This window comes from Pseudoalteromonas shioyasakiensis (assembly GCF_001550135.1).
Taxonomy (GTDB): domain Bacteria; phylum Pseudomonadota; class Gammaproteobacteria; order Enterobacterales; family Alteromonadaceae; genus Pseudoalteromonas; species Pseudoalteromonas shioyasakiensis.
The window spans coordinates 85,223-112,005 of record NZ_LRUE01000024.1 but is presented as its reverse complement, the minus strand read 5'-3'; the positions used below and the strand labels follow the sequence as shown (position 1 = coordinate 112,005).

The following is a 26,783-nucleotide window of genomic DNA, read 5'->3' as shown; positions in this document are numbered from 1 at the left end:
CTACCCTAACTAAGTTATCATTAGCGCTCATTCATATCGTAAAGAAGGTTTTTATGTCGACTGTTTACGCATGTCCTTTATCTCATTCACTTATCAGCCTAACTGGCAAAGATAAGTTGTCTTACCTTCACGGACAAATTACTCAAGATATCAACAAACTAAATAATGATAACTTCCTATGGGCTGGTCACTGTAATGCCAAAGGCAAGCTTTGGGGTGTGTTTAGATTGTTTTCATATCTTGATAGCTATTACCTTGCAGGTTCAAAACCTGAAGTTGAGCAATCACTAGTCGAGTTAAAAAAATATGCGGTATTTTCGCAAGTAGAAATTCAGCAATGCGAAAATCAGCTAATTGGCTTATTAGGCGATGACCTAACAGCGACTTTAGACGCCTTAGCAATTAAATTTGACGACGAGCACAGCGCAGTCGATTTTGCAGGCGGTAAAGCGTTAAAGCTTGCTGATAACCGCGTATTACTTATGGTAAATGATGAGTTTAGTTTGCCTGATAACGCTACAGCTCTTGATGATGACGCGTTATGGCAACAGGCAGCTATTGCCGCAGGCGAGCCGTCATTAAACAGCGACGCTATTGGCGAATACGTACCGCAAATGGTTAACTTGCAAGCGCTTGGTGGTATCAGTTTCAGAAAAGGCTGCTACACAGGGCAAGAAACCGTCGCTCGTATGAAATACCTAGGCAAAAATAAACGTGCTATGTATATAGTTTCGGGCAAAGCTGAAGGCTTACTTGACGAGCTTGAACTCGAAACACAAATGGGCGAAAACTGGCGCCGTGCTGGCAAGCTTATTAGCCAAAGTTATAATCAAAAAACGCAAACCTTAATGGGTCTGGTTGTGCTTCCTAACGACAATGAAGCAGGCCAAATTTTGCGAGCAAAACACCTCACTCAGGTAGAGTTATCTATTCAAGCTCTGCCTTACTCTCTCGAAGATGAATAAATAGGAATGACTATGATCGTAGCAGCAAACAAAGTGGTAAAAATGCATTATTCAGTATTGGATAATAACAAAAACACCATCGACAACTCTTTCGATGGCGAGCCACTAGTGTTTATCGTTGGCACGGGTTTCTTAATTCCAGGCCTCGAAAATGCGCTATTAGGTAAAGAAGCGGGCGACACATTCAGCGTAACAGTTGAACCAGAGCAAGGCTATGGTGAGCGTCACGATGACCTAATGCAAGCAGTGCCAAAATCAATGTTTGAAGGTATGGAAATTGAAGTTGGTATGCAGTTCCGCGCTACGACAGACGCTGGCGACCAATCAGTGATGATCATTGAAATTCAAGACGAAGACGTTATTGTAGATGGTAACCACCCTCTTTCAGGTATTACCCTTCATTTTGATGTTGAAGTACTTGAAGTACGCGATGCAACTGAAGAAGAATTAGCACATGGTCATGTGCACGGTGAAGGTGGTTGTGGTCACAGCCACTAAACGATTACTATAAAAAAAGCGCCATTGGCGCTTTTTTTATATCTGCTGTGTGCCTATTCGACTACTTCTTCTGTATCCACAGAAGCGTCTGTCACAGGTTCTGCAATATGCTCTCTAAGCGCAGCAAGTAAGCCTTCTTGGTCATTTGTCCCTAAGCGATAGTGCGTACCGTCTTTCATTGCCAATTCGACAGCACTAAATCCAGATACACTGTAAACCCAGCCATCATGCGTGATACGCAGACCAATACCATGACGAAATGAATTACTTACCGCTCGAACAGATTCAATCTCATCAAAAGTCACTGTTTTACCAAATACACCCGGACCGAATGCCCAGCTTACTGTTTTATCGCTCACCTTAATCGTTAAGCCATGAAACAAAAAGGCCACCAGCACTAAGATAGCGCTAAACACCATAAGAGGAATATCTGCACCAATTAAGTTCCAAGCTAAGGCAATGAAGGCGCCAATCCAGCCTAAGATAACAAAAATAAAAATAGCGTACTGTTTATGTTGATACATTCTGAAGTATTCTCTTAAAAGCTATAAACAAAGGTTGCACTCAGCTCAGAATCGTACTTGAGCTTATCTTCCTCTGGTTTTGAGTTATAGCGATACATGTAAGTAAATTTGAGTGATACATCACCCATAATTTTGCTGATCAGGGATGTTTCTGACTTTAAACGCGAGTTTAACCCTGACAATGATTGTTCATAACTGACATCTTGATTAAAGCGAGTACGAGCAGAAACCGTACGCTCCCACTGCAGCGCTAAACGAAGCAGGTAACCGGTTTTTGTTTCATCTTCTTCTGTTGCAGTCTCTTGATCAGCCACCGAGCGGTATAAACCCGGCCCCACATCGATATCGACTTTATTCTTGCTGCCTTGGTAAATGCGGTTACCGTAACCAGTCGCTATGGTGCTCTTAAACTCAAGACCACTAAACTTATCTCGCTCGTAGTCACCATAAATGAAAAATGACTCATTTTTCACATTTAGCTTATAGTTACCTTGACCTGATACAAAAATACGGTCAGCAGAGACTTCTTCATCACCAGTTTCTTCATTACGGTCACGTTTGTATAAAGTATCGAGCTTAAATTGGTTACGCCACTTTTCGAAATCTTGGTACAGGTTACCTTTAAGTTTGAAGCTGGTTGAGTTGGTATTGCCGCGGCTTACCATAAAACCAAACTCCATATCTCCGTACAGCAACTCGCCTTTATGAATTTTATGGATTTCTTCTTCTGATAATTGCCCGTACTCATGAAAGTCTTCAAACGGATCAACAGCAAAAGCCTGCCAACTGCAAACTAGCAGGGCGGGCAAAATAATTCGTTTTATTGAATTAAAACAACTAAAAGTAGAGTCAAACATCGGCTGGAGAGTTATTCGCTATCTTTCCAAAGAATGTGGCAAAACGGTGCATCTTTGTCTCGGCTAATTAAAATTTTCGCAAACAAGATATCTTGATTGTCGAATTCAAGTCCTACTAAGACTTGTACAAACAGCTCAGGTTCAATTTCTAGTGCAACAAAATCTTGCCACTGCTCGTCAGGCTCACCTTCTTCAATAAAGCCAAGCTCTTCTCTGTGCTCGTTAAAATCAGCAATATCTTGCTCGCTTAAATTATCAGGTGCTAACTCTAAAAAGATATCATAAGCCTGATGAGTTACTTCTTCTTCACTGTATAAGCGTGGACCAGCCATTCCTTAAACCTCTGCACATGTGTATCGCTTTGAATCTGGCTATGATAACAAACCTCTTTTGAGTTTTACCAAAAAAAAAGCCAGGTTGCCCTGACTTTTTTGTAATTAATAACAGATTTTACTCAGCACTTGCTGTGCCTTTTATTTTTTCGCGCATTGATTGCACGAGTGTATAGAATAGAGGAACAAGTAAGGTGCCAAAAATGGTTGCAGCTAACATCCCGAATAACACAGTAATACCGAGTGATATTCGACTACCTGCTCCTGCGCCACTTGCAAACACCAATGGTAATACGCCAAGTACAAACGACAGTGCCGTCATCAACACCGCTCTAAAACGTAATCTTGCCGCGTTAAGAGCCGCTTCAAAAATACTTTTGCCTGCCGCGCGTTCTTCCATAGCAAATTCAACAATCAAAATAGCGGTTTTGGTGGATAGGCCAATCAGTAGCACTAAACCAACCTGCGCATAGATGTTGTTTTCCATGCCAATTACATACAGCGCAAGCATGGCACCAAATAATGCCAGCGGCACCGCTGCAATGACTGAGAACGGAATTGTCCAACTTTCGTATTGCGCAACCAAGAATAGATACACAAATACCACCGCTAAGCCAAACAAGATTGGCGCCATGTTACCCGCTTCAATCTCTTGCTTAGACTGCCCTGCCCACTCATATACATAGCCTGTAGGTAATTGCTCGGCCAGCTCTTGCATTGCTTTAATGGCATCACCACTGGCATACCCCGCCGCAGGTTGTCCGCTAATGCTTGCACTGCGGTATAAGTTAAAGTGCGTTAAGCTTGTTGGGCCCAGAATTGGCTCAAGTTTAGCCAATGTAGTGAGCGGCACCATTGCTCCCTCATCATTACGTACATAGTAGTATTGTAAGTCTGCAGGGTTTTGACGAAAACGGCTTTCCGCCTGCATGATAACGCGGTAAGTACGGCTAAATTGGTTGAAGTCATTAATGTATAACGAGCCCAGTTGCGCCTGCAAGGTTAAGAAAATATCGCTAAGCGCGACCCCTTGAGCTTTTGCCTTATTACGGTCAATTTCAAGGAAATACTGTGGCACATTCGCTCTAAATGTACTGTAAACATTTGATAGCTCTGGGCGCTGGTTCGCTTCATAAATCAAACCATTTAATACTTGAGCAAGCTCAGCAGGCTCACGCCCTTCACTGTCTTGTAACCTAAACTCAAAGCCAGCACTTGTACCAAGTCCAGGTATTGAAGGCGGGTTAAAGGCCATGATTTGCGCATCAGGCATAGCCCAGAACTGACCCATTAAGCGCGTTAGTACCGCTCGTAAACCAAGCTCAGGGCTAGTTCGTTCTTCCCAGTCTTTAAGTACTACGATACCAAGCGCATTATTAGAACCCGCACCACCGAGTAATGAAAAACCAGAAACCGCAATAAAATCGGTTGCCGCTGGTTCATTTTTAACAATATCCCCCAACTTATGCATTACATCTTGGGTACGGCCGCTTGCTGCGGCATCAGGTAATTGCACATCAACAAAAAGAAAGCCTTGGTCTTCTGCTGGTACAAAGCCTGTAGGCACTGTTTTTACTAGCCACCCTGCAGCAGCAAAAATAACCACCGCAAACAGTGCCATTCTCGCTGTACGTTTGAGGATAAAGTTAATAACTTTACTGTAACCATTGGTTGAGCGGGTAATGATGTTTTCAAACGGGGCTAGCCATTTAATCGGCTTCATGGCTTTTTCACTTAACAATAAAGCACACAAAGCAGGGCTTAATGTCAGTGCATTTAAAGATGAAATGAGTACTGCAAATGAAATCGTCACCGAAAATTGCTTATAAAGCTCCCCGGTTATTCCCGGCATAAAGCCTACTGGCACAAACACCGCAAGCAAAACTAGGGTTGTTGCCACTATCGGCCCAGATACCTGCTCCATCGCTTTGGTAACCGCTTCTTTAATTGGCAGCTTTTCTTCTTTAAGTATTCGTTCAACGTTTTCAATAACGATAATGGCATCATCAACCACAATACCTATTGCAAGCACTAAACCAAACAAGGTGATTAAGTTGATGGAGTAATCCATCATCATCATAAACGCGAAAGTCCCCACCAAAGATACCGGAATAGCCACCGTTGGAATGAGCGTAGCGCGCCAATTTTGTAAGAATAAAAATACCACTAAAATAACCAAGCCAACCGCTTGGACAAGGGTGACGACCACTTCATCAATCGAGCGATTGATGAACTCTGTGGTGTCATAAGGAATTGAGTACTCAACACCATCAGGTAACTGTTTAGCCAGCTCTGCCATACGTGCTTTTACATCGTTGGCAACTTGCGTCGCATTCGCTTCTGTTAGCTGATAAATAACAATAAATGCAGTGTCTTGCTGGTTTAACTTTGCTGTTGTGCTGTAGCTTGCTGCACCTAATTCAATTCGGGCAATATCATGCAGGCGCACAAAGTTACCATCTTTACTCGAGCGAATAATAGTTTGACCAAACTCTTCAGGGGTTTTTAAGCGCCCTTTTGCCTGAATCGAATATTCAAATTGCTGGCTCGGTGCAGAGGGTGCAGCCCCGAGTTTACCTGCTGCTACGATAGTATTTTGCTCTTGTAGCGCTGCTTGAACCTCTGACACAGTTAAACCCAGTGATGCCATTCGATCTGGGCGTAACCACAAGCGCATTGAATAGGTTTGTTCACCCATTACCTCAGCAGATGCAACTCCATTTATACGGCCAAGAGGCTCGGTTAAGTAGTTGGTTGCATAGTTGCTTAAGAAAATAGCGTCGATATTTTCTTGGTTAGAGTACAAGTTGATACCGAGTAGCATTGAGCTCGATTTTTTCTTAACCGACACACCTTGCCGTTTAACCTCTTCAGGTAAGCCTGCTTCAGCAAGTGCCACACGGTTTTGCACATTAACTTGGGCAATATCTGTATCTGTGCCGACCTTAAAATAAACAGTTATGTTGGCCGTGCCATTATTAGACGATGTTGATTCGATGTACATCATATCTTCAACGCCATTAACTTGCTCTTCTATGGGCCGGATCACCGACTCTTCTACAATTTGCGCACTTGCACCTGGGTAACTAGCACTAATTTGTACTTGCGGAGGGGTAATTTGCGGATACATATTCACTGGCAGCAAGGCCATTGAAATTAAACCCGCAATGGTAATAACAATCGAAATTACCAAGGCAAATTTTGGGCGAGATATAAAAGTTTTACTGATCATATCTCACTCCTAAGAGTTAGCTTTGCTAGAAATAGTGCCGGTTGTTTCATCGACATTTTTTTCAACAGCTTTCACTTCAGCGCCTTGGCGTACCTTTTGTAAACCTTCAATAATGACTTTTTCACCAGCCTCTAAGCCTGACTCAACCACCCACATCGCATTAATACGTCGACCCAGTTTAACAATCCGCATAGCCACTTTGTTTTCGTCATCAACAACAAGCACAAACTTACCTTGCTGGTTTTCTTGTACCGCTACTTGAGGAATGAGTGCCAAGTCTTGTTTATTGGTGCTTTCAACGATCAAGGTGACAAATAAGCCCGGCATGACAATGCCATCTGGGTTATCAAAAGCGGCTCTAAGCTCAACCGTGCCTGTATTGCGGTTAATTTTGGTATCAGCAAAATCAAGTACGCCTTTATCAGGAAAGGTCGAGTTATTCGGTAAGCGTAAAGTTAAATCGATAGGCACATCTCGAGGGTCTTTATCTGACGGTGCTTGATGATTTTGGCGATAAGAGATGTAGTCAGCTTCTTCAACCTGAAAACTTACATAAATTGGGTCTACATCGGTCAGCTCCGCAAGCTCATTGGATGATGGCCCAACAATATTCCCCACATCATAGTTCACTTTACCAATACGCCCTGCAAACGGCGCACGAATTTCGGTATAACTTAGGTTAAGTTTTGCTTTTTCAAGTTCAGCTTCTGCGGCTTTAACAGCTGCGGTGGTTTGCTCAAAATTAGTGGTTAGTTTATCGAGGTCTGATTGTGAAATAAAACCTTGCGCAGCCACATCTTTGCCGCGTTTTAAATCACGTTCAGCGGCGCCTGCTGCGGCAATTTTACTTTTTAAATCAGCCTCAGCTTCTGACACAGTCGAGCGGTACTCAGATGGGTCAATACGCAGTAAGAGCTGATCTTTTTCAACCGATGAGCCTTCATTAAAGTGACGTTCAATAAGTTCCCCCTCAACACGGGCTCTAATCGCAACCTCTTGGAATGCTTCAGTACGCGCGACAAATTCTCGGTAATTACCAACTTCTTGTGTAACGACATTAAATACTGATACAGCCGGTGGCGGCGTAGCTTGTTGTTGTGCTTTATCATCTGAACAGCCAACCAATGTGGTTGTTAATGCGACAGAAATTGCAGCAAAAGCCAAAGAACGAGATGATTGTTTTGTTATGCGAGCTGTTTTGCGCATCAGCATATATTTACTCCTTGTAGCGCGACTTAAAGCTAAGTCTAGTCGTGTCATGGGATTTTGCGAAAGTATCTAACTAATCACAAAATCAAACTAGCGATGAACTAGCATCTTTGTTTTAAAAATATACACCAATTTGTAACTAAATATATGACAAGGTTACCCATTTTTGGAAAATATAATGATTCTTTGCGACACATCAGCAATTCTTTACTTAGTTGTAATTAACTCGTAAGCTCTAGCAAACAGGTCAGAGGAGTTACCATGATAAAGCTAGAAATAAAACAACAAGTCGCATGGGTTAGCCTTGCTCGTCCAGAGAAACAAAATGCGCTGAGTTTTGCCATGTTTGTCGAGCTTTCAAACGTAATCAAAAAAATTAAACGTGATCGCAGCTTACGTGCGGTGGTTATCTCTGGCGAAGGCGAACACTTTTGCTCTGGACTGGATGTTGCTGCGGTGATGAAAAAGCCAAGCAATATCATCAAGCTTTTATTCAAGTGGTTACCAGGAAACCAAAATTTAGCGCAAAAAGTAGTGCTAGGTTGGCAAGACTTAAGTATTCCTGTGATTGCAAAAGTAACCGGACACTGCTTTGGTGGCGGTATGCAAATCGCACTCGGTGCTGATTACCGCATCGTCGATAAAAACGCTAAATTAGCGATCATGGAAGCTCGTTGGGGCTTATGCCCTGACATGGGGGCTAACGTGGTGCTTGCAGGTTTAATGAAGCGTGACCAAGCACTTTGGTTAGCAAGTCATGCAGGGCCTGTCTCTGCTGAAGATGCTAAGGAGTATGGCTTAGTTACACAGCTCACTGATGACGTTGATAAACAAACCGATACCGTACTAGAAACGCTACTAGCGCGCTCGCCAGATACTCTGGCAGCAATTAAACGAATTACTCAGCAAAGCTACCGTTCACAGCAGCGTAAGATTCTCGCTAAAGAAACCTGGAGTCAAATTCGCTTACTGATGAACCCTAATACTAAAAAGGCGATTGCAAAGGCGAAAGGTGCAGAGGATATTCAATTTAATAATGCCAAATCATGGTAAGCTAAAGTCGCATAGTACAACTGACAAGGGTATGATGTAGTTGTACTTTATTCGCAATTATCCTGACTCATGAAATACCTTATCAGTAGTGTCATTATTCTTACCTGCTTAGCCGTTGCCAAGTTTTTAACGGCTTTGCTTGAAAGCTCTTTCCCTGCCCCATTACTCGGTATGGTGTTACTGCTCGTGCTACTGTTAACAGGCCTCGTAAAAGAGAAACATTTAAAACCAGCTGCCAGCCCTTTACTTAATTACATGCCGTTGTTCTTCATCCCTGCAGGGGTTGGCATAATTGAGCATCTAGGTTTAATTTCGCAGAACTGGCCTTTATTACTGACTATTTTTATAGTCGTGCCACTGACCAGTGTTTTACTCATAGGCGCTGTTATCGCCTATTTTAAGGGCCGTGAAAATGACAGTTAGTTTATGGTGGCTCTGCGTTCCGTGCATTATTGCGCTTTTCTTAGTACTGCGTTTTTTAAACGCGAAAACCCAGCATGCCACTGCCAAAGCGCTTAGTAATCCTGTGTGCTGGGCAATTATATTAACTGCAGCCTTGTTAGTGGCACTAAAGCTCCCCTATGAGCCTTTTGCCGAGCAAAGTAAAGTTTTAAGCTGGTTGCTTGAGCCTGCCATTGTGGCACTGGCTTTACCGCTTTATCAGCAATTTATCCACGTAAAAAAGAACCTGCTGCTAATCCTCATAAGTTGCAGCTTAGGGGTGATCAATGCCACCTTGGTGGCCTCGCTAATATGCTATGTTTTTGCAGCCCCTGCACAGTTAAGCGCATCTTTAGCAAGTTTATCTGTAACAACCCCTATCACCTTGTTAGTGACAGAGTCGCTAGGCGGAATACCTTCTTTAGCGGCAGCTATGGTGATTTTTATTGGCGTACTTGGGGCTATATTTGGTAATTTGATTTTCTCGCTTATCAATATCCGCAACGCCCAAGCAAAAGGTGTTGCTATTGGTACCGCTTGCCATGCCATTGGCACAGCATCACTGATTAGTGATCAGCCAAAAGCCGGTGCCTTTGCCTCTGTGGCGATGGCATTAAGTGCGCTTCTCAGCGCTATAATAGTGCCGATACTTTATCCTGTTATTCAGCATGTTCTGGTATAGTCAGAATTCGCAGTAACCTTGTTAGGAAAACACATGATTGACTCAGAAATTCAGCAAGTCGAAAAATACTACAATCTGATTATGGAATATTTGGTCACCTACAGTATGCAAATTTTAGGTGCCATCTTAATTCTATTTATTGGTTTATGGATTGCGCAAAAAGCATCGAATATGGTTGCTGGCCTCATGCAGCGTCACAATATCGATATTACCCTCACCAACTTTGTCAGTAATGTCATAAAAGTATTGCTGATCATCATGTTCTTGGTTATTGCCCTTGGCAAAATTGGTATAAGCGTGACCCCATTTGTCGCTGCCATTGGTGCTGCATCACTCGGTGCAGGTTTAGCAATGCAAGGCATGCTTTCAAACTATGGTGCGGGCCTTGCTATCATTGCAACAAGGCCATTTGTTGTTGGCGATACTATTGAAGTAAAAGGCGTTAGTGGGCAAGTTAAAACCATTGAGCTTGGTCACACAATTCTGATTAACGAAGAAAAAGTCGAAATCACCATTCCTAACAAACATATTGTTGGTGAGATTTTACATAACTCGTTTAGCTATTCATTAGTTAAAGGTGAAATTGACATCGCTTATGATGCCAATGCAGATCTCGCTATTGAGCTTATCGAAAAAGTGTTAGACGAGCATGAACTAGTTAGTGACTCTCCTCATGCACAAGTCGGTATTGAGCGTTTTGCTGAGAGCGGTGTTACCTTGAGCTATCGCTTTTGGGTGCCAACCACCAAAATTATTGAGACCAAATTAGCGGTGAACCGCAATGTATTTAAAGCAATTCAAGGAGCAGATATCGAAATTCCTTTCCCACAACGAATTGTTACCCTCAATCAAACTAATGATAAAGGCGCTTAAAGCGCCTTTTTTGCAGCTCGTCGACAGAGATTGTGTTTGTTCAAAAGATTGTAGTACAATTTAAATGATAACAATTACTATCATCAATTAACGTCGGGCTATTTTTACCATGAGTAAACGTCTTTGGTTCCAACTACATGGTTGGTTTTCGCTCCCTGTATGGGTGCTATTTTGCTTTATCTGCGTCACAGGTACTGTGTCGGTTATAAGCCATGAGCTTACTTGGCTGACCAACAGTGAAGCACGTGCAAACAACCCAAATGATTTACCAGCACTTGGTGTTGATCAAGTTATTAATAGCGTTGAAAAAGCCTATCCGACTGCCGATGTAATGAGTGTACTTACTTATGAGCCTTACTTGGTTAATGCGGTTATTTTTACAGACACCGACAAACCTTATGCTGTGGCTTACGTCAATCAATACACCGGCGAAGTACAAGCGGTTAATGACACTATCTCATTCATTGAATTTATGCGTACCCTACACGGCTGGCTATTCTTTCCTTGGCAAGAAGGTTACAGCGTAGGTTACTACCTCGTCAGCGCCATGGCTTTTGTCCTTTTGGGTGCACTAGTAACTGGTTTAGTGATTTATAAAAACTTTTGGCGCGCATTTAGTCAGCCAAAACTACGTTTTAACCAAGGTAAAAAAACCTTTCTAAAAGATTTACATACCTTAAGTGGCGTTTGGTCAATTTGGTTTATGGCAGTAATGGCACTCACAGGCCTGTGGTATTTAGTGCAAGCCATCATGTGGCATAACGAAATAGACATAGAAGAGCATGCACCGCTAGTGGCGGTTTCAACTTTACCTGCAGAAAAACAAACACCACCAACCGACTTAAAAGCGGCACTGGCAATTACCAAAGAGAAATACCCAGATTTCAAACCTAGTTATGTGATGCTGCCAGAGCATAACCGCGGCATGTTTAATATCATGGGCAGTGGCGATACTATTTTCTACGATAACTACGCTTACTCAACTTCAATCAATCCTTGGACAGGTGAAATTGCAGCAAGCAAGAGCCCAGAAACAATGTCGGGACTACTCACCCTTTCGCATATCGCCGATCCGCTGCATTACGGTAATATTGGCGGTCTGTGGACAAAGGTTATTTGGTTTATCTTTGGTTTGATTTTAAGTGGTATGTCGATCACTGGCTTTATGATGTATGCCGCAAAATTAGTAAATAAAAAACCTGTAAAAGCGCGCCAAGCTGCGCCAGTGAATAACGTTCAGGAGGCAAACTAATGGCTCGTTTACAAGCAACTTGGTGGCAACGTAAAAAGTATGTTTTACATGCTGTGATATTGGCTTTACCTGTATGGTATATTTATCAGTCATTGAATCCTCAGTTTCCTGCACTTTGGCAAGAACAACAAGCGGGCGAATTTAAAATCGCTCCAATGCCGCTTAATGAAGACGCCCCGTATTCACACCACAATGAGTATGTGAAAGATTTCTTTATCGCCTTTAATCAAGGTGACTTAAGCAATGTTCGTCAGGCGTATTTAAATATTGGCCAAGCGCCTTTACCACTAACGGAGTTTGCTAAAGATGAAGAAGGCATAATGCATGGCACCAATCATGGTCAGCACGCCCATGCGATAGCTCCCAAAACCATATCAGCAGATGATAAACTGTGGATCACCATCCAAACTTGGCAAGGCCAACTGCATACCCTCAAATGGGATATTCCCAGCCAGTTTATTACTCAATAACATCCGAAAAGCCACTCACTGAGTGGCTTTTTTGTATCTCAGCTAAACACTCAAGTCCCTTCCAAAATGGTTAAAGGTAAAATTTTTGTTAATTAATTTTACCGTTCACCTTTACAAAAGTAATAATATAATAAAGTATTATAAATAGTTTTCATTTGCACCAATGCTCTTAATTGAGTTATTAGCTGTAGATCAAAACTAATCCAAGGAGCAAAACACACAAGGAAAGCTCAATAACAATGATTTGGAGACACAATGATACTTTCAAAAAAAGCGCTAGCTGCGCTCAGCTTGGCAACAACCCTCATACTGCCCACTGCTTATGCGATTGATAATGGCGTATACACCATTAAATCAAAGTACAGTGCTAAGTTTGTTGAAGTAGCCAGCGCGCAAACCAACGATGGTGCGAATGTTAGTCAATGGGCTGACACGAATCACGACACCCAGCGCTGGTTAATCACCAACATAGGTGGCAGCAACTATTCGGTTATTAACTTAAATAGTGGTAAAGCCCTAGAAGTGTTTGACTTCTCGACTGCCGATGGCGGCAATGTGGTGCAATATGAGTACGCTAATCTTGCCAGCCAACACTGGCATATTAATGATGAAGGTAGCGGCTATTACAGCTTCATTAACGATCACAGTGGTAAGGCACTCGACCTTTATGCTTTTGATGGCAACGATGGCGCGAATATTAGCCAGTGGAGCTACAACGGCAGCGATGCACAGCAGTGGCAGCTAACCAAGCTTGCTAATGTTGAATCAACCCCTTGGGATCCATCCACAACCAATGGCGCTGCAGATCACTGGCCACTTACTGGTAATTTAGTCACCCACGATCCAACCCTTGGCTATGAAAATGGCACTTGGTGGGTTTTTCAAACAGGCCCTGGTATCTACGGTAAATATTCAAGTAACGGTGTAGATTGGAATGATGCCCTACCAATTTTTTCAAATGGTTTAAGCTGGTGGAGTAACTATGTGCCAGATCATGATGGAATTGATGTCTGGGCGCCTGAATTAAAAAGCTACAATGGTCGTAGCTGGCTTTATTATTCGATTTCGACCTTTGGTTCACGTGTCAGCGCTATTGGTCTTACCTCAGCAAGTAGTGTAGCAGCCGGTGATTGGCGTGATGATGGTTTAGTAATTAACACGACCAATAGCAATAATTATAACGCCATTGACCCTGATCTGGTGGTAGCAAAAGATGGTGCACCTTGGCTTGCCTTTGGCTCATGGAATTCGGGTATTAAACTAACGCGTATTAACCCAATAACCATGAAACCATTTGGTCAAATCTACTCTTTAGCAAGTCGCTCTGGTGGTATCGAAGCACCTACCATAGTGTATCGCCAAGGCTACTACTATTTGTTTGTTTCAGTTGGCAAATGCTGTGATGGCACGAATAGTACTTACCGTATTGCGTATGGCCGCTCTAGTGACATCCGCGGTCCATACCTAGATAAAAATGGCACCGACATGCTAGCTAGCGGCGGGAGCATTCTAGATGCGGGCAATAGCCAATGGGTAGGTCCGGGTGGACAAGACATTTTAAATACCGATGTGATTGTTCGTCATGCTTATGATGCAGGTGATAATGGCACCCCTAAATTGCTCATCAGCACCCTGAATTGGGATGCTAATGGTTGGCCTAAATACTAGTTCTCCCCACTAAGCGCGTGCAAGCGCGCTTTTTACAATCTATCTAATATACTGCGAACAAATTCAGAATTAAGAATCTGAGTTACTGCCCCGCTACACCACAAATAGGCACGTTGAATCGGGTAACCTTTAAAAATCCAACGCTTACGCACATGATTAAAGTCGTGCAAATAATCAGCCTTTGCTTGCGGTAACGAGTCTTTGGCTAACTTATGCCATGCTTTATAAACCCCACTCATATCGGCACCACGCATAAAACGCTGTAACCAGCGCGGAAAGCGTGCAAAGCGAATCGCTGACTGAAAATCAATAATGTAAGGCTTGCCGTCTTTTGAACAAATAACATTACCTAAATTACGTAAATCGAGGTGCACCACGCCACGGCGGTGCATTTTTGCTACCAAACGCTCAAATTCTTTAAAGAACTCACTCGGTAAATGCTGCTGTTGCAAGGCAAGCTGGCGAAGTGGCGTGCCTTCAATAAAGTCATAAGCAATGGCAATCGATGACAAGCGGCAAAAGTTATCAACCACTCCGTCTACGTCTTGCAGGCGTGCCAGCCCTTTGTACTCTTGATTGATAAAAAGCGGCGCGATGGTTTTTCTCACCCACCATGGGCTGTGCTGAAAATCTTTAATAATTAAATCAAATTTCGCGTCTTTATAACGATAAACAATGGCATTGGCAAAGCGGCCTGTGTGAACAACCGACAAACCTTCTGGGCTAAATTGATGAGCTGGAAATTGAGCGTGAAGCTCTGCAAGCAAAGATGATTCAAACATAACAACCCGGACTTGTTAAAATTAAATGCCTAGGCAACTATATTATCAAAATGCGTCTACAGCGACAATGTACCGCTTAGAGAAATTTATGCTTTTAAATTATGAATTGCTCTAAACAACAAGCTAGCGAGTTGCTCTTGCTCATCATCAGAGAAGCCTGTGAGTGCTTTGCGATAGATATCATTTACAGTGGGTAAAATTTCCGGGTAAAGCTGTTGGCCTTTTTCAGTCAGGCATAAAAGAGTTGAACGGCGATCTTCAACTGACTGCTTTTTAGCAACTAAGCCCTTGTCTTCTAAACGAGAAAGTAACCGACTCATGGCACCACGGTCATACATCATGTGCTCACACAGCTCAGCCAAGGTATTTACTTTACCACGCGCAAGTAGCACAACCACAATGTACTGAGCCGAAGTTAACTCTTTATCCTCTAACGCATTATCAAGATGAGTCACCAGATTTGAACGTAAGTAAGAGACTAAGCGACCTAAGTCTTGCACGGGATCTAAATCTTCAATACAGCACTGGCCAATTGATGCAGGTTCTTTCATATTTCCTCTAAAGCGATGAATAGCAATTCATAGACAGTTAATCGGCAAAAAAATTCAATCCTATTAGATTGCTTCAACGGCTATGAATAGTGTAGCGTGAAGAAGCGTACTAACTGTCGGGGGCGTTATGCTAACTAAACAACATATTATCAAGTATTTATCTCTTACAATACTGCTACTTCTTTGTTGGCTAGAGCATTATAACCATTTCATTATGCGCTTTATCGACAGCGCCCTTGTACAATCAACCTTAGTGTACGCTTCATCTCGTACAGTTAATGCTGCTATATCACTATTGCAATCAGCCGAAGTGGGCATTGGTATTGCGAGTATTCAACCTGCACAACTACTCGACCCAGTCAATGACCTAGCTGAATACATGTCGGATGCTATGCGCCTTGCTATAGGCTCGTTATTTTTACAGCGCATTTTATACACCATTTCTTCTGGGGTTATTTTTAGTGGTGTTTTTACTGTTTCGGTCGTCGCTTACTTTATTTGTGAATGGCGTAACTTCTTACCTAACTTGCGTCATAAAATTATGGCGAGCCTGATTTTAATTCGCTTTTTAGTGCCAGCAGTAGTACTTACAACTGGTTTTGTTAGTCAAATATTCTTAGATGAGCAAATAAACCAGCAAAGTGAAATCGTGAGCGAAAAAGTCGATACGGTGAATAGCAGTGCAAATAATACCTCAGCCCTATCTGCCAAGCTAAAGGCCGAGGTCGATAGTGAAAAACAAACCATCTTCGACAAGCTCTCACTATTAAATGAGCAGCAGATAAAAAACCACCAGCAAGCGACAGAACTCAAAGTTAAGCTGGCAGAGGTTGATAGCCAAATAGAGGCGATTCAAGCAACTCGCAGCTTGTCTGAGCGACTGACCTTTACTGAGCTTGAACAAGCCAAGCCATTACTTGATAAAAAACAGCAATTAACAGCGCAGTTTAATGCAGTACTAAACCAGCAAAGACAGCTGAATCTTGACAAAGACGCCTTAAACGAACAACTAGAAAACCTTAACGCATCACTCAATCAAGACCAATCGTCGCAGGTGAGTAAAATTATCGATACCGTCACCTCTGGCATAAGCAACATGGTGGCTGCCGTCGAAGACTTATTTATCGACTTTTTGAATATCTTGTCACTACTGATTTTAAAGCTGTTATTAATGCCGCTAATATTTTTATACCTATTTAACAAAGCCTTTAAGGCCATTTGGCAGCGCCGCTTTATGGACGTGGTAATACAAACAAAGCAACTGGCTGTTAATCGCTGATATTTCAGCTAAAGTTATAAACCTAACTCGTTTTTAAAGGATATAAGTATGACTGAGCAACGCCATAACCACATTCCCCAAGAAGCTTTCGATTGGTACGATGAATACGCCCATGGCTTAATGGACCGTCGCACCTTTATGAAAAAACTGGGTGGCTTAGTCGCCCTTGGTTATTCAATGGCAATGCTAAGTAGCGCTTTACTGCCAAACTACGCATTAGCTGAGCAAGTATCCTTTAATGACCCTGATATCAAAGCCAGTTATAAAACCTTTGATTCGTTTAAAGGTCACGGCGAAGGTAAAGGCTATTTAGTCGAACCCGCTAATTTAACTGGTAAGCACCCAATAGTGTTAGTGATCCACGAAAACAGAGGCTTAAACCCTTACATTAAAGATGTTGCTCGCCGCCTTGCCAAAGCCGGTTTTATTGCCTTTGCGCCAGATGCATTACACCCTCTTGGTGGCTACCCTGGCAATGACGATGAAGGCCGCGCCATGCAGCGCTCTATGGATAAACAAAAAATCCAACAAGACTTTATCGCCGCAGCAGAATACATAAAAAGACACCCAAATAGTAACGGCAAACTTGGTGCGGTAGGCTTTTGCTTTGGTGGCTATATGGTTAACTACTTAGCAGGAGTTGATAGCAAATTAATTGATGCGGGCGTGCCTTATTACGGCACTCCTGCCGTTAAAGAACTCAGACAAAATATCAAAGCCCCACTACTAGTACACTTAGCTGAATTTGATAAACGCGTTAATGCAACATGGCCAGAATACGAGAGCGACTTAAAAGCGCATCAAGTGCCTTACACTATGCACATGTATGAGCAAGCAAATCATGGTTTTCATAACGACTCTACTTCTCGTTATGATGAAAAACAGGCGGAGCTTTCATGGCAGCGCACATTGGCGTTTTTCAATGAGCAATTGATTTAAACAGAGCAATTTCATACACTCTCGAAAAAATTTTAGGCTAGAAAAGAGATGGAATCGCAAGTCAGTTATCGCTTTGACTCACAGCAAACCGCCAATCGGTTTTTAAACAAGCTTAAGCATTGGTCAGTGGCTAAGGTCACGGCGAGTCTTTGCCAAGGTGGTTATGGCGTGAAAATACGCTACGAAGTCGATACCAGTGGTTTTGATTACACTCTTGCAGAGCTTGATGATTTAGCGATGCAACACGAAGGCGAAGAGATTTAATTATCAAATTCTAGACATAAAAAAACGGCTAACTAAGGTTAGCCGTTTCATTTTAAAGCCTTACAATAAAACGCTACTTATAAATCAAAGCTACGTGAAATAGACGCAACAATTCGCTCGTCTGCGTACTCAGAATCAATGCTGGTATTCTCACCTGCAATTTCAATATTAAAGCCCGCATAGCTCGTTTGATACGCCAAACGATAATGCTTGTATGACTTATCACTGCCATCCCAGCTAAACTTATCGCCATCTAGTGAATTAGATACATCAAAGCTGGCACGAATTGCATGATTTGGCGCTACTTCAAATGTGTGCGCTACCATGTAGATTAAATGGCCTGCACCAGTACCAAAGTAATCCCAAGTATACCAAAAGTTAAGCTCTACTTGACCAATGCTGCTGGCATAACCAAATTTAGAATACACTTCAGGGTAGTTGCCATCGCTTGAGTAATCTTCACCATGGTAAGAGTAATAAGCAATACCATAATCAACACTAAGGGCGTCAGTTAACTCAGCATAGTTACCAAAATACGCATCCCACTCGATGTCGGTGCCATCGCCAAAATCTACATTTGAAGCCCACGTACCTACATACATACCTGAATCTGCAAAAGCATAATCTAAGCTGCCCTGAATCGCTGGGTCATTCATAGTTTGGCTTACACCATTGAAGGTGTAATCTGATGCCAATGTAACCGTAGTCGATAAGTCAGCCATGGCTGATGTCGATAGTAATGCCAATGGCAACGCTGCTGCTAATACTGTTTGTCTTGTTGTCATGTTGGTTTCCCTTAGCTAACTGTTTCTATTTTTGTGTAATCTAATTTATTGTCTTTTGGTGAACCTTCGATATTTTTCACTGTTTTTAACTTGCTGTAGCCAATGAACGCAGCACAGCCGAAAAATAACGCAATAACGAGCGCACCAACCCATTGGATCTGTAAAAAGTCGAACTTAAACAGCAGGGTTAATAATGAAAGTGCCACCACATTTAAGGCAATATAATTAAATTTACCTAAACGTTTCACCGTTAAGTTTAGGTTATCTGTGTATAAACGGATCAAAGAATCAAGTGAGTTGATCACAAACACCACACCAACAAACACCATAGCGATGTTTTTCAGGCCTGCTGTTGCAATACCCGCTTCATGATATTGATACAAAACACTAAACCAGATAGCGATTGGAATAGACGGGAAAATCAACATAGCCGCCAGCACTTGGTAAGTTTTTAAACCACCCACAAAACGTGAGGTAAATTGACCAATCATGATGCTCCAAGCAAACCACCAAAACAGGTAGAAGGCATGGTAATCATTCAGCGGTAATATAAATTCATTGATATTGCCGAAGTAACCGCCGATCAACGCAAGGTTATCAACAAATGCTGATGTTTGTGCATCAGAACCAACAAAGGCACCGAACCACATAAATGCGATTAAAGCGATAAACAACCAAGTAGTAGAAATACTTAAAAAGCGTACATACTTAATGTCTGTGCTCGAATAAACAGCAAAACAAATCGCTGCAAACACCATTAAGTAGAATGTCGGAATAATTGACTCACCATCACCAAGTGACGGCAAATACCAAGGTAAATTCGACAGCAATAAAAATGCAGTAAATGCGCATGTACCAATAATAACGATGTTATTAATTAGTTTTACCCAAGCAATTTCAAAGAACTTTACTTTGGGTTCTATTACACAGAAATAAAAGCACGTAAGGAAATAAAATCCCCAGATCAAGAAGCCCCAATAACCAAATTCGATGGCTAGAGGATTGGCAAACGCATACTCTGGGCTTGCTTTTATGTCTGCATAACCTGCAAACTCTGTCAGTGGAAACATAATCAAGCCAACATCTAGGCCCGATGTAAATAAAATTGCAATGAACGTAAACGTTCTAACCGGTGTGACGCCAACACACCTAACCGTACCCCATTTAAATAAAATAACCGCAATTGCTAACAGGGTAAAAATGATGCCAGCACTAAGCCAAAAGGTCATAGTTACCCCCCCAAAATAAGTAATAATACTTCATTGTTTCTCCAGTTTTATTCCTCGCATTAACGCACCACAAACAACTCGTGATGCGCGCCACTGCAAGCCCCACAGCCGAAACTGCGGGTGGCCTTATTAGATCTCCGAACTACGCTGCGTTGATTGCCATTGTTTTTCCATGGCAACATCTGCAGTTGATGCCGATAACACAGGCTTACCTAAAATGTGGTCCGCCGCTTTTTCTGCCACCATAATGGTTGGCGCATTTAAATTACCGTTTGGAACGGTTGGGAAGATAGATGAATCCACAACCCGTAAACCTTCGATACCGTGTACTTGAGTTTGCGAGTTAACCACGGCCATCTCATCTTCACCCATCTTGCACGAACATGACGGATGGTAAGCACTCTCAACCGCTTGACGAACAAAAGCATCGATTTCTTCATCGCTTTGAACATCTTTACCGGGTTGAATTTCACCATCGCGATATTCATCAAACGCACTTTGCTCAATAATCTCGCGAGTTAGACGTACGCAAGCTCTAAAGCCTTCAATGTCATCTTGATGCTGTAAGTAGTTAAATTGGATCTTAGGCGCAACCTGTGGATCCGCTGACTTAATCGTTACTGCACCACGGCTTTTTGGTTTGTTATGCCCAACATGAACTTGGAAACCATGACCATCAAAGGCACTCTTACCGTCATAACGAATGGCTGCTGGTAAAAAGTGATACTGAATATCTGGCCATTCAACACCCGGTTTTGAGCGAATAAATGCACATGATTCAAAATGGTTAGTCGCCCCTAAACCTGAGCGATTTAATAACCAACGAGCACCAATTAGCCCTTTTGAAACAAGGCCTAATTTGCCGTTTAAAGTAATTGGTTGCTTACACTTATATTGGAAGTAAAACTCCAAGTGATCTTGTAAGTTTTGGCCAACACCTGGTAAGTGATGTTTAACCTCAACCCCCGCTTCGCTCAGGATGTCTTTATCACCAATACCTGATAATTGCAGAATATGCGGTGAACCAATTGGGCCCGCACTTAAAATAACGTCTTTTGCTGCAAATGCTTGCTGCTTAGAGCCAGATACTGAAAACTCAACACCAACGGCTTTTTTGCCTTCTAGCAAAACTTTTTCCGCTAAAGCACCGGTGACTAGCGTTAAGTTTTTACGTGACTTAACTGGGTCTAGATACTCACGGCTAGCAGAGCTTCTTACGCCATCTTTAACTGTCATATGCATTGGCCCAAAACCTTCTTGCTGGGCTGCATTGTAGTCATCAGTTTGCGCATAACCTGCTTGTTGGCCCGCTTTGATAAAGGCTTTATAAAGCGGGTTAGCCATTTCATTACCGTTATTAACCCCTAAAGGGCCGTTATCGCCACGGTAACTGTTACCACCTAAGTAGAATGATTCCGCACGTTTAAAGTACGGTAAACATGCTTGATAATCCCAACCATTAGCGCCGTGTTGCTGCCACTCATCAAAATCTTTGGCATGACCACGTACATAGACCATGCCGTTAATCGATGATGAGCCACCTAACACCTTACCTCGCGGGCAGTGCATCTGACGGTTATCTAAATATGGCTCTGGCTCAGTATGAAATTGCCATGCATATTTGTCGGTATTCATCGGGATTGATAGCGCGGTAGGCATCTTTATAAAAATGCTTTTATCGCTACCACCCGTTTCAAGTAATAACACCTTATTAGAAGGGTCTGCTGATAGTCGGTTTGCCAACACGCAGCCTGCTGAGCCAGCACCGACTATGATGTAATCATAGTTCTGTGTACTCATTAAAATGGACTCTCTATATTGCTCATACCCACATAAATCGATTTAGTTTGGGTATAGTGATCTAAAGTTTCGATACCGTTTTCACGGCCGATACCTGATTGCTTGTAGCCACCTACTGGCATTTCTGCAGGTGAATTACCATAGCTGTTTATCCAACAAATACCGGCTTGTAATTGGTGGATCACGCGGTGTGCGCGCTGAATATCTTTAGTGAACACGCCTGCGGCTAAGCCTAGGTGGGTATCGTTTGCACGCTGAATAACGTCATCTTCATCATCAAACACCAACACGCTCATTACCGGGCCAAAGATCTCTTCTTTAACTATGGTCATGTCGTCTTTACAGTCGACAAAAACGGTCGGTTCCACAAAGTAGCCGTTTGGCGCAGATGCTGGTGATAGTGCCTTACCGCCGGTTAGTAAGGTTGCGCCTTCTTGAATACCTTTATCGATATAGCCAAGTACAAGCTCTTGGTGTTTTTTAGAGATAAGCGCCCCTAAATTCACCTCAGGATCCATTGGATCGCCAGCGATAATATTTTGCTCAGTGCGTGTTTTCAGCTCATCAATAAACTGCTGATAAACATTTTTATGCACATAAATGCGCGTACAGTTAGTGCAGATTTCGCCTTGCGTATAAAAATTACCTAACATTGCCGCACTAACAGCTTGTGATACATCGGCATCATCAAATACTAATAACGGTGACTTACCGCCAAGCTCCATGGTCACATCTTTAAGTGAGCCAGCAGCGCTTGCCATCACTTTTTTGCCTGTGCCCACTTCACCAGTGAAAGACACTTTTTCAATATTTGGGTTTGTTGTTAACCATTGCCCTACTTCAGCAGCGCCTTGCACAACGTTGAATACGCCAGCAGGTACACCCGCTTCGATGAAAATCTCTGCAAGTTTAATTGCACCAAGTGGTGTTTCTTCAGAAGGCTTGAAAATAACCGCATTACCCGCAGCCAGTGCTGGGCCTGATTTCCAACACGCAATTTGCAGTGGATAGTTCCATGCACCAATACCTGCACAAATACCTAAAGGCTCTTTACGTGTGTAGTAAAAGTCATTGCCAACCATTTGTTGCTGACCCACTTGCGCAGGAGCAAGACCAGCAAAATATTCGATAACATCGGCGCCAGTTTCAACATCGACACACTCGGCTTCTTGCCAAGGCTTACCCGTATCAAGTACTTCTACTTTTGCCAGTTCATCGTTACGTTCGCGTAAGATTGCCACGGCTTTTAATAAAATACGGCTACGCTCAATTGGCGTCATTGCAGACCATGCTGCAAACCCTTGTTTTGCGCTTTCGATTGCCGCGTTTTGAATAAACTCATCAGCGATTTCAACGTGATAAATCACTTCATCCGTTGCAGGATTCTTAACTGCAAAGGTATCGCCAGTTTGATTCTTTAAAAAATGGCCATTAATAAAATTTTCGTAAACAGGTGTGGTCATTTTAGGCTCCATACTGTTTTATCAGTGAACGAATGTAGTCTTTAGCTAATCGCTCACAATTTTCGAATTGATCTTGGTCTGACTTACTTAATACGGCTCTTAGCCATAAACCATCGATCATGGCTGCACTTAGCTCAGCAGCTAAATTGGCATCGCTATCGCTCATTAACTGTTTGAATGAGCTTAATAAGTTACTAAATAAACGTTTACTATTTACGTTTTGTAAGCGATGCAACTGGGCGTCGTGCATTGAATGCGCCCAAAAGCTCAACCAAGTTTTGGTGTTGTTGCTTTGCTGCTGAATACGCGAAAAGTTTGCTTCAACGATAAACATTAATCGTTGCTCTGGACTAGTTTGTGGCGTTACTTGATTCAAAAGTGCTTGCTTTAAGCTGGTCAATAAATAACGCACAGTGGCTTCAATTAAGCCCTGCTTACCACCAAAATAATGACTGATAATGCCAGACGATAAGCCTGCCTTTTTACTAATGCTATTTATGGTAGTGCCTTGCAAACCAAGCTCTGCAACCGACTCTATTGTGGCGTCAATTAACTGCTGACGACGAACAGGTTCCATTCCAACTTTCGGCATAATTTTTTATTGATTGAACGTTCAATTAAAATAAAGGTTAAGGTAATGAGCATGGCAATTCAAGGTTGACAAATTGTAAACAACCGCAAAGCTACACACGTAAGTTAAGCTAACCCACTGTTCTTACGTTTATTATCAGAAATATAAAAAAGTTTTAAATTTATTCAAAATAAAGCCTAAAAAGTATGAATTTAAGCTGAAATGCGGAAAAAAGAGAAAATTTATTGCAGGCGTATTTTTAATAAAAAAGCGCTTAAAAAGCGCTCATGTTAGGCTAAAAGTTAAGCTAAGCTCATTCGTGGTATTTACGAATCACCGCTATCTTGCCATCTTCGATTTCGAGCACATCCATAATGGTTTGCGTGTATTCAATTTCTTGCTGGTTTTGTGGATGTATACCTTTAGCGTGATGGGTATAACGTAAAGCAATGGCAGAATCATTAAAAATAAAGGTATCGAGTAAGTTTGCTTGGTATTCAGTGTGTGCCCCAAGGTAAAAGGTCATGCCTTTACGCATCATCGCTTTGCCATCTGGCTCTCTAGAATCATCTGTTTGATAAGGTAAGTGTTGATTTGCTACATCGTCAGTTAATAAAGCTAAAAAGGCTTCTAACTCTTTGTTGGTGGCATTCGGTGCTTGTGTTGCAACCATGGTATTAAAGTACTGCTGTGCTAATGCTGTAAGCTCTGGATTAACTTGCTTTGCTTGGCTGCTAAATGTGCTCAACAGGCAAATAGCCAGAAAATAAAGGTGCTTCATCGTTATTCCTTGTGGTTTTAGTTATTGACTAATAATCAAACTACGAACCTAAAATAACGACAAAGCCCCGAACTATCAATATTTTAGTTTAAGCTGTTTGTGGCTTTGGGGTCTCGCGTTTATCCAAATAACCGCTGTATCGTGTTGCAATTAACGCAGCTAAACTGATGATAGCGCCAATCCAAGCAGTGTCTTGCAATGAGTAGTTTTCAACGACAACACCACCTAACACTGAACCTAGCGCAATCCCGATATTAAACGCTGCAATGTTCAACCCTGATGCCACATCGACGGCATTGGGTGTGAACTTTTCGGCAAGTTTAACCACATAAACTTGCAGCCCAGGCACATTACCAAACGCAAATGCCCCCCATACAAGTATGGTCAGTACCGCAGCGACTTTAGATTGCATGGTAAAGGTCAGCACTAACAGCACAATACTTAAAGCACTAAAGATAATAGTCAGCGCACTAATGGGGCCTTTTTTATCAGCTAACTTACCGCCGTAAATATTGCCAACAGCAACCGATACCCCATATACCAGCATGATTAAGCTAATAATGGCTGATGCAAATCCAGTTTGCTGCTCTAAAATAGGCGCTAAATAGGTAAAGGCAGTAAATGTGCCGCCATAACCAAGTATGGTCATCAAGTACACCAGTAAAAGCCTAGGTTGCACCATTACTTTTAGCTGCTCACCCAAAGTCGCTGGTTTACTTTGCTTTAAGTTGCTCGGAATTAAAAACGCGCTACCAACCAGTGCAATTAAGCCCAGTAAAGACAATACTAAAAAGGTCGCTCGCCAACCAAAGTGCTGACCAATCCAAGTCCCTAATGGCACACCGGTTACTAATGCAACCGTTAACCCCGTAAACATAATCGCAATGGCACTGGCTTCTTTATCTTTACTGACAAGCCCAGTAGCGATCGTTGAACCAATTGAGAAAAACACCCCATGGGCAAGGCCTGTTAGAATCCTTGCGGTGATCAAGCTACCATAACTAGGTGCTTGCCAAGCCAGTAAATTACCAATTACAAATAGGCTCATTAAGCTAAGTAATACATGTTTTCGATTCCAGCGTCCGGTAAGCGCGGTTAATACTGGCGCCCCCACCGCAACCCCTAATGCGTACAAGCTAACAAGTAGTCCGGCACTCGGTAACGAAACCGCTAAATCATCAGCGATGGTTGGCACTAAGCCGACAATCACAAACTCAGTGGTGCCTATGGCAAACGCACTGAGAGTTAACGCAAGTAATGCTATTGGCATCACATATCCTCTGTTTAATTTTGAAAGTGCGGCTATTGTGGCTAAAATTAAATTTGCAAAAATAGCAGTAGTGACAAAATACTTTTGTCAAAAACGAAAAGGTAAAACCATGAGCGTGATCTCCAACACCCAAGATTTAGAAGCATTTATTAGCGTGGTTGATACCGGCGGGTTCTCAAGTGCAGCCAATGCATTAGATGAGCAAGTAGCAAAAATATCACGGGCGGTAACTCGGCTCGAAAAATCCTTAAACGTTACCTTATTCAACCGCACTACAAGGCGCATTGAGCTAACCGAAGAAGGTCAGTTATTTTTAGGATATGCTAGAGAAGCACTGAGTCAGCTTGCACAAGGCGAAGAGGCCTTAAAGCTTCTGCACTGTGCGCCATCAGGAAAATTAAGAGTCGATGCCGCAAGTCCTTTTGTGTTTCACCAATTAGCGCCACATTTAAAAGCCTTTAACCAAGCTTATCCTGACATAAAACTTGAGATCACCAGCCACGACAACATTATCGATTTGCTTGAGCATAAAACCGATATTGCTATTCGTATTGGCGAACTTGCTGACTCAAACTTGCATGCGCGCACTTTGGGAATTAGCAAACTACAGCTCGTTGCCAGCCCTGATTATTTAAAAGCGGCACCAGCATTAAATGAGCTAACCGACTTAGCCTCGCACCAGCTTATTGGTTTTACCGATGCGCCGCATTTAAATCACTGGCCGCTAACCACGCCTTTAGATCTTAAATTTTCAATCAGTGCATCAAGTGGTGAAACTGTGCGCCAGCTTTGTATTCAAGGTCATGGCATTACCTTGTTGTCGGAATTTATGATCAACGAAGATTTAAAAGCAGGCCGTTTAGTAAAAGTGCTTGAAGGCGAGGTACTGAGCCCTAATCGCCGCGAAAAAGTGCATGCGGTGTATTACCAAAACAGCGGTGTGTCATCACGAGTATTAGCGTTTTTAGACTTTATAGCACCAAGGTTAACGCTTTAGTTTTTGCATTTTTAAC

Annotated in this window: 27 protein-coding genes; 13 read left to right on the top strand and 14 right to left on the bottom strand. The window is 42.4% G+C overall.

Going from position 1 to position 26,783, the window contains the following annotated elements:
* Positions 1-53 precede the first annotated feature (53 nt).
* Both ygfZ and PASHI_RS19385 read left to right on the top strand, forming a co-directional pair.
* Positions 54-965: a tRNA-modifying protein YgfZ gene (gene ygfZ / locus PASHI_RS19390; protein ID WP_062566748.1), complete on the top strand. Its 912-nt coding sequence runs from the start codon at positions 54-56 to the stop codon at positions 963-965.
* 12 nt (positions 966-977) lie between these two features.
* Complete coding sequence (locus PASHI_RS19385; protein ID WP_054554327.1) at positions 978-1,463, top strand: FKBP-type peptidyl-prolyl cis-trans isomerase; 486 nt, start codon at positions 978-980, stop codon at positions 1,461-1,463.
* A 53-nt stretch (positions 1,464-1,516) separates the two neighbouring features.
* Here PASHI_RS19385 and PASHI_RS19380 read toward each other — a convergent pair whose 3' ends face one another.
* The 5 genes from PASHI_RS19380 to PASHI_RS19360 all read right to left on the bottom strand — a co-directional run bounded on the left by PASHI_RS19380 (position 1,517) and on the right by PASHI_RS19360 (position 7,620).
* On the bottom strand, positions 1,517-1,987 hold the full coding sequence (locus PASHI_RS19380) for a hypothetical protein (RefSeq protein WP_054562259.1): 471 nt from the start codon (positions 1,985-1,987) through the stop codon (positions 1,517-1,519).
* 14 nt (positions 1,988-2,001) lie between these two features.
* Positions 2,002-2,796 (bottom strand): DUF481 domain-containing protein, encoded by a 795-nt coding sequence (locus PASHI_RS19375; RefSeq protein WP_370316364.1) that lies wholly within the window; start codon positions 2,794-2,796, stop codon positions 2,002-2,004.
* A 59-nt stretch (positions 2,797-2,855) separates the two neighbouring features.
* A complete protein-coding gene (locus PASHI_RS19370) occupies positions 2,856-3,176 on the bottom strand; it encodes an HI1450 family dsDNA-mimic protein (RefSeq protein ID WP_054554325.1) in 321 nt (106 codons plus the stop codon).
* Between the two features lie 118 nt (positions 3,177-3,294).
* A complete protein-coding gene (locus PASHI_RS19365; protein WP_062566747.1) occupies positions 3,295-6,408 on the bottom strand; it encodes an efflux RND transporter permease subunit in 3,114 nt (1,037 codons plus the stop codon).
* A gap of 9 nt (positions 6,409-6,417) precedes the next feature.
* Complete coding sequence (locus PASHI_RS19360) at positions 6,418-7,620, bottom strand: efflux RND transporter periplasmic adaptor subunit (RefSeq protein WP_240701474.1); 1,203 nt, start codon at positions 7,618-7,620, stop codon at positions 6,418-6,420.
* A 258-nt stretch (positions 7,621-7,878) separates the two neighbouring features.
* On the opposite strand from PASHI_RS19360, the gene PASHI_RS19355 reads away from it, so the two are divergent.
* The 7 genes from PASHI_RS19355 (at position 7,879) to PASHI_RS22380 (ending at position 14,056) form a co-directional block, all read left to right on the top strand.
* Positions 7,879-8,670 (top strand): crotonase/enoyl-CoA hydratase family protein, encoded by a 792-nt coding sequence (locus PASHI_RS19355; RefSeq protein ID WP_062566746.1) that lies wholly within the window; start codon positions 7,879-7,881, stop codon positions 8,668-8,670.
* 69 nt (positions 8,671-8,739) lie between these two features.
* A complete protein-coding gene (locus tag PASHI_RS19350) occupies positions 8,740-9,093 on the top strand; it encodes a CidA/LrgA family protein (RefSeq protein ID WP_062566745.1) in 354 nt (117 codons plus the stop codon).
* The gene (locus PASHI_RS19345; protein WP_062566744.1) at positions 9,083-9,793 is read left to right on the top strand and encodes an LrgB family protein; all 711 of its coding nucleotides are present in this window, start codon (positions 9,083-9,085) and stop codon (positions 9,791-9,793) included. Before PASHI_RS19350 ends, PASHI_RS19345 begins: the two co-directional genes overlap by 11 nt.
* A gap of 33 nt (positions 9,794-9,826) precedes the next feature.
* Positions 9,827-10,666 carry a mechanosensitive ion channel family protein gene (locus PASHI_RS19340; RefSeq protein ID WP_062566743.1) on the top strand — a complete coding sequence of 280 codons (840 nt, stop codon included), beginning with the start codon at positions 9,827-9,829 and terminating at the stop codon, positions 10,664-10,666.
* Between the two features lie 100 nt (positions 10,667-10,766).
* Complete coding sequence (locus PASHI_RS19335; protein ID WP_156426506.1) at positions 10,767-11,918, top strand: PepSY-associated TM helix domain-containing protein; 1,152 nt, start codon at positions 10,767-10,769, stop codon at positions 11,916-11,918.
* Positions 11,918-12,388, top strand: coding sequence for a hypothetical protein (locus tag PASHI_RS19330; RefSeq protein ID WP_062566741.1), 471 nt, complete (start codon positions 11,918-11,920; stop codon positions 12,386-12,388). The genes PASHI_RS19335 and PASHI_RS19330 overlap by 1 nt, the downstream gene beginning before the upstream one ends.
* Before the next feature lie 255 nt (positions 12,389-12,643).
* A complete protein-coding gene (locus PASHI_RS22380) occupies positions 12,644-14,056 on the top strand; it encodes a family 43 glycosylhydrolase (RefSeq protein WP_062566740.1) in 1,413 nt (470 codons plus the stop codon).
* A gap of 32 nt (positions 14,057-14,088) precedes the next feature.
* Here PASHI_RS22380 and PASHI_RS19320 read toward each other — a convergent pair whose 3' ends face one another.
* Positions 14,089-14,838, bottom strand: coding sequence for an RIO1 family regulatory kinase/ATPase domain-containing protein (locus PASHI_RS19320; protein ID WP_062566739.1), 750 nt, complete (start codon positions 14,836-14,838; stop codon positions 14,089-14,091).
* Positions 14,839-14,924: 86 nt separating this feature from the next.
* Positions 14,925-15,389, bottom strand: coding sequence for a MarR family winged helix-turn-helix transcriptional regulator (locus PASHI_RS19315; RefSeq protein ID WP_062566738.1), 465 nt, complete (start codon positions 15,387-15,389; stop codon positions 14,925-14,927).
* Positions 15,390-15,516: 127 nt separating this feature from the next.
* Here PASHI_RS19315 and PASHI_RS19310 point away from each other — a divergent pair, with 127 nt between their 5' ends.
* Genes PASHI_RS19310 through PASHI_RS19300 form a run of 3 tightly spaced genes read left to right on the top strand, consistent with a single transcriptional unit; the run spans position 15,517 to position 17,871 of the window.
* Positions 15,517-16,668, top strand: coding sequence for a hypothetical protein (locus PASHI_RS19310; RefSeq protein WP_062566737.1), 1,152 nt, complete (start codon positions 15,517-15,519; stop codon positions 16,666-16,668).
* Between the two features lie 48 nt (positions 16,669-16,716).
* Entirely contained in the window at positions 16,717-17,607 is an 891-nt protein-coding gene (locus PASHI_RS19305) for a dienelactone hydrolase family protein (RefSeq protein ID WP_062566736.1), read from the top strand.
* Between the two features lie 48 nt (positions 17,608-17,655).
* The gene (locus PASHI_RS19300; protein WP_054562273.1) at positions 17,656-17,871 is read left to right on the top strand and encodes a hypothetical protein; all 216 of its coding nucleotides are present in this window, start codon (positions 17,656-17,658) and stop codon (positions 17,869-17,871) included.
* A gap of 77 nt (positions 17,872-17,948) precedes the next feature.
* Here PASHI_RS19300 and PASHI_RS19295 read toward each other — a convergent pair whose 3' ends face one another.
* The 7 genes from PASHI_RS19295 to PASHI_RS19265 form a co-directional block, all read right to left on the bottom strand.
* Positions 17,949-18,656: a TorF family putative porin gene (locus tag PASHI_RS19295; protein ID WP_062566735.1), complete on the bottom strand. Its 708-nt coding sequence runs from the start codon at positions 18,654-18,656 to the stop codon at positions 17,949-17,951.
* 11 nt (positions 18,657-18,667) lie between these two features.
* On the bottom strand, positions 18,668-19,885 hold the full coding sequence (locus tag PASHI_RS19290; protein WP_058586477.1) for a choline transporter: 1,218 nt from the start codon (positions 19,883-19,885) through the stop codon (positions 18,668-18,670).
* Between the two features lie 129 nt (positions 19,886-20,014).
* Positions 20,015-21,685 carry a choline dehydrogenase gene (gene betA / locus PASHI_RS19285; RefSeq protein WP_062566734.1) on the bottom strand — a complete coding sequence of 557 codons (1,671 nt, stop codon included), beginning with the start codon at positions 21,683-21,685 and terminating at the stop codon, positions 20,015-20,017.
* Positions 21,685-23,148 (bottom strand): betaine-aldehyde dehydrogenase, encoded by a 1,464-nt coding sequence (gene betB, locus PASHI_RS19280; protein WP_062566733.1) that lies wholly within the window; start codon positions 23,146-23,148, stop codon positions 21,685-21,687. The genes betA and betB overlap by 1 nt, the downstream gene beginning before the upstream one ends.
* Before the next feature lies 1 nt (position 23,149).
* Positions 23,150-23,740, bottom strand: a complete 591-nt coding sequence (gene betI / locus PASHI_RS19275; protein WP_055020667.1) for a transcriptional regulator BetI — start codon at positions 23,738-23,740, stop codon at positions 23,150-23,152.
* A gap of 292 nt (positions 23,741-24,032) precedes the next feature.
* A complete protein-coding gene (locus tag PASHI_RS19270) occupies positions 24,033-24,500 on the bottom strand; it encodes a nuclear transport factor 2 family protein (RefSeq protein ID WP_062566732.1) in 468 nt (155 codons plus the stop codon).
* An 88-nt stretch (positions 24,501-24,588) separates the two neighbouring features.
* The gene (locus tag PASHI_RS19265; RefSeq protein ID WP_062566731.1) at positions 24,589-25,770 is read right to left on the bottom strand and encodes an MFS transporter; all 1,182 of its coding nucleotides are present in this window, start codon (positions 25,768-25,770) and stop codon (positions 24,589-24,591) included.
* Between the two features lie 109 nt (positions 25,771-25,879).
* On the opposite strand from PASHI_RS19265, the gene PASHI_RS19260 reads away from it, so the two are divergent.
* Entirely contained in the window at positions 25,880-26,767 is an 888-nt protein-coding gene (locus PASHI_RS19260; protein WP_062566972.1) for a LysR substrate-binding domain-containing protein, read from the top strand.
* Positions 26,768-26,783: the final 16 nt, after the last annotated feature.

Bases quoted from the DNA above. Each gene is read 5' to 3' on its own strand.
- ygfZ (WP_062566748.1), top strand. From the start codon at position 54: ATGTCGACTGTTTACGCATGTCCTTTATCTCATTCACTTATCAGCCTA.
- PASHI_RS19385 (WP_054554327.1), top strand. From the start codon at position 978: ATGATCGTAGCAGCAAACAAAGTGGTAAAAATGCATTATTCAGTATTG.
- PASHI_RS19380 (WP_054562259.1), bottom strand. From the start codon at position 1,987: ATGTATCAACATAAACAGTACGCTATTTTTATTTTTGTTATCTTAGGC.
- PASHI_RS19370 (WP_054554325.1), bottom strand. From the start codon at position 3,176: ATGGCTGGTCCACGCTTATACAGTGAAGAAGAAGTAACTCATCAGGCT.
- PASHI_RS19365 (WP_062566747.1), bottom strand. From the start codon at position 6,408: ATGATCAGTAAAACTTTTATATCTCGCCCAAAATTTGCCTTGGTAATT.
- PASHI_RS19360 (WP_240701474.1), bottom strand. From the start codon at position 7,620: ATGCTGATGCGCAAAACAGCTCGCATAACAAAACAATCATCTCGTTCT.
- PASHI_RS19355 (WP_062566746.1), top strand. From the start codon at position 7,879: ATGATAAAGCTAGAAATAAAACAACAAGTCGCATGGGTTAGCCTTGCT.
- PASHI_RS19350 (WP_062566745.1), top strand. From the start codon at position 8,740: ATGAAATACCTTATCAGTAGTGTCATTATTCTTACCTGCTTAGCCGTT.
- PASHI_RS19345 (WP_062566744.1), top strand. From the start codon at position 9,083: ATGACAGTTAGTTTATGGTGGCTCTGCGTTCCGTGCATTATTGCGCTT.
- PASHI_RS19340 (WP_062566743.1), top strand. From the start codon at position 9,827: ATGATTGACTCAGAAATTCAGCAAGTCGAAAAATACTACAATCTGATT.
- PASHI_RS19330 (WP_062566741.1), top strand. From the start codon at position 11,918: ATGGCTCGTTTACAAGCAACTTGGTGGCAACGTAAAAAGTATGTTTTA.
- PASHI_RS22380 (WP_062566740.1), top strand. From the start codon at position 12,644: ATGATACTTTCAAAAAAAGCGCTAGCTGCGCTCAGCTTGGCAACAACC.
- PASHI_RS19320 (WP_062566739.1), bottom strand. From the start codon at position 14,838: ATGTTTGAATCATCTTTGCTTGCAGAGCTTCACGCTCAATTTCCAGCT.
- PASHI_RS19315 (WP_062566738.1), bottom strand. From the start codon at position 15,389: ATGAAAGAACCTGCATCAATTGGCCAGTGCTGTATTGAAGATTTAGAT.
- PASHI_RS19310 (WP_062566737.1), top strand. From the start codon at position 15,517: ATGCTAACTAAACAACATATTATCAAGTATTTATCTCTTACAATACTG.
- PASHI_RS19305 (WP_062566736.1), top strand. From the start codon at position 16,717: ATGACTGAGCAACGCCATAACCACATTCCCCAAGAAGCTTTCGATTGG.
- PASHI_RS19300 (WP_054562273.1), top strand. From the start codon at position 17,656: ATGGAATCGCAAGTCAGTTATCGCTTTGACTCACAGCAAACCGCCAAT.
- PASHI_RS19295 (WP_062566735.1), bottom strand. From the start codon at position 18,656: ATGACAACAAGACAAACAGTATTAGCAGCAGCGTTGCCATTGGCATTA.
- PASHI_RS19290 (WP_058586477.1), bottom strand. From the start codon at position 19,885: ATGACCTTTTGGCTTAGTGCTGGCATCATTTTTACCCTGTTAGCAATT.
- betA (WP_062566734.1), bottom strand. From the start codon at position 21,685: ATGAGTACACAGAACTATGATTACATCATAGTCGGTGCTGGCTCAGCA.
- betB (WP_062566733.1), bottom strand. From the start codon at position 23,148: ATGACCACACCTGTTTACGAAAATTTTATTAATGGCCATTTTTTAAAG.
- betI (WP_055020667.1), bottom strand. From the start codon at position 23,740: ATGCCGAAAGTTGGAATGGAACCTGTTCGTCGTCAGCAGTTAATTGAC.
- PASHI_RS19270 (WP_062566732.1), bottom strand. From the start codon at position 24,500: ATGAAGCACCTTTATTTTCTGGCTATTTGCCTGTTGAGCACATTTAGC.
- PASHI_RS19265 (WP_062566731.1), bottom strand. From the start codon at position 25,770: ATGCCAATAGCATTACTTGCGTTAACTCTCAGTGCGTTTGCCATAGGC.
- PASHI_RS19260 (WP_062566972.1), top strand. From the start codon at position 25,880: ATGAGCGTGATCTCCAACACCCAAGATTTAGAAGCATTTATTAGCGTG.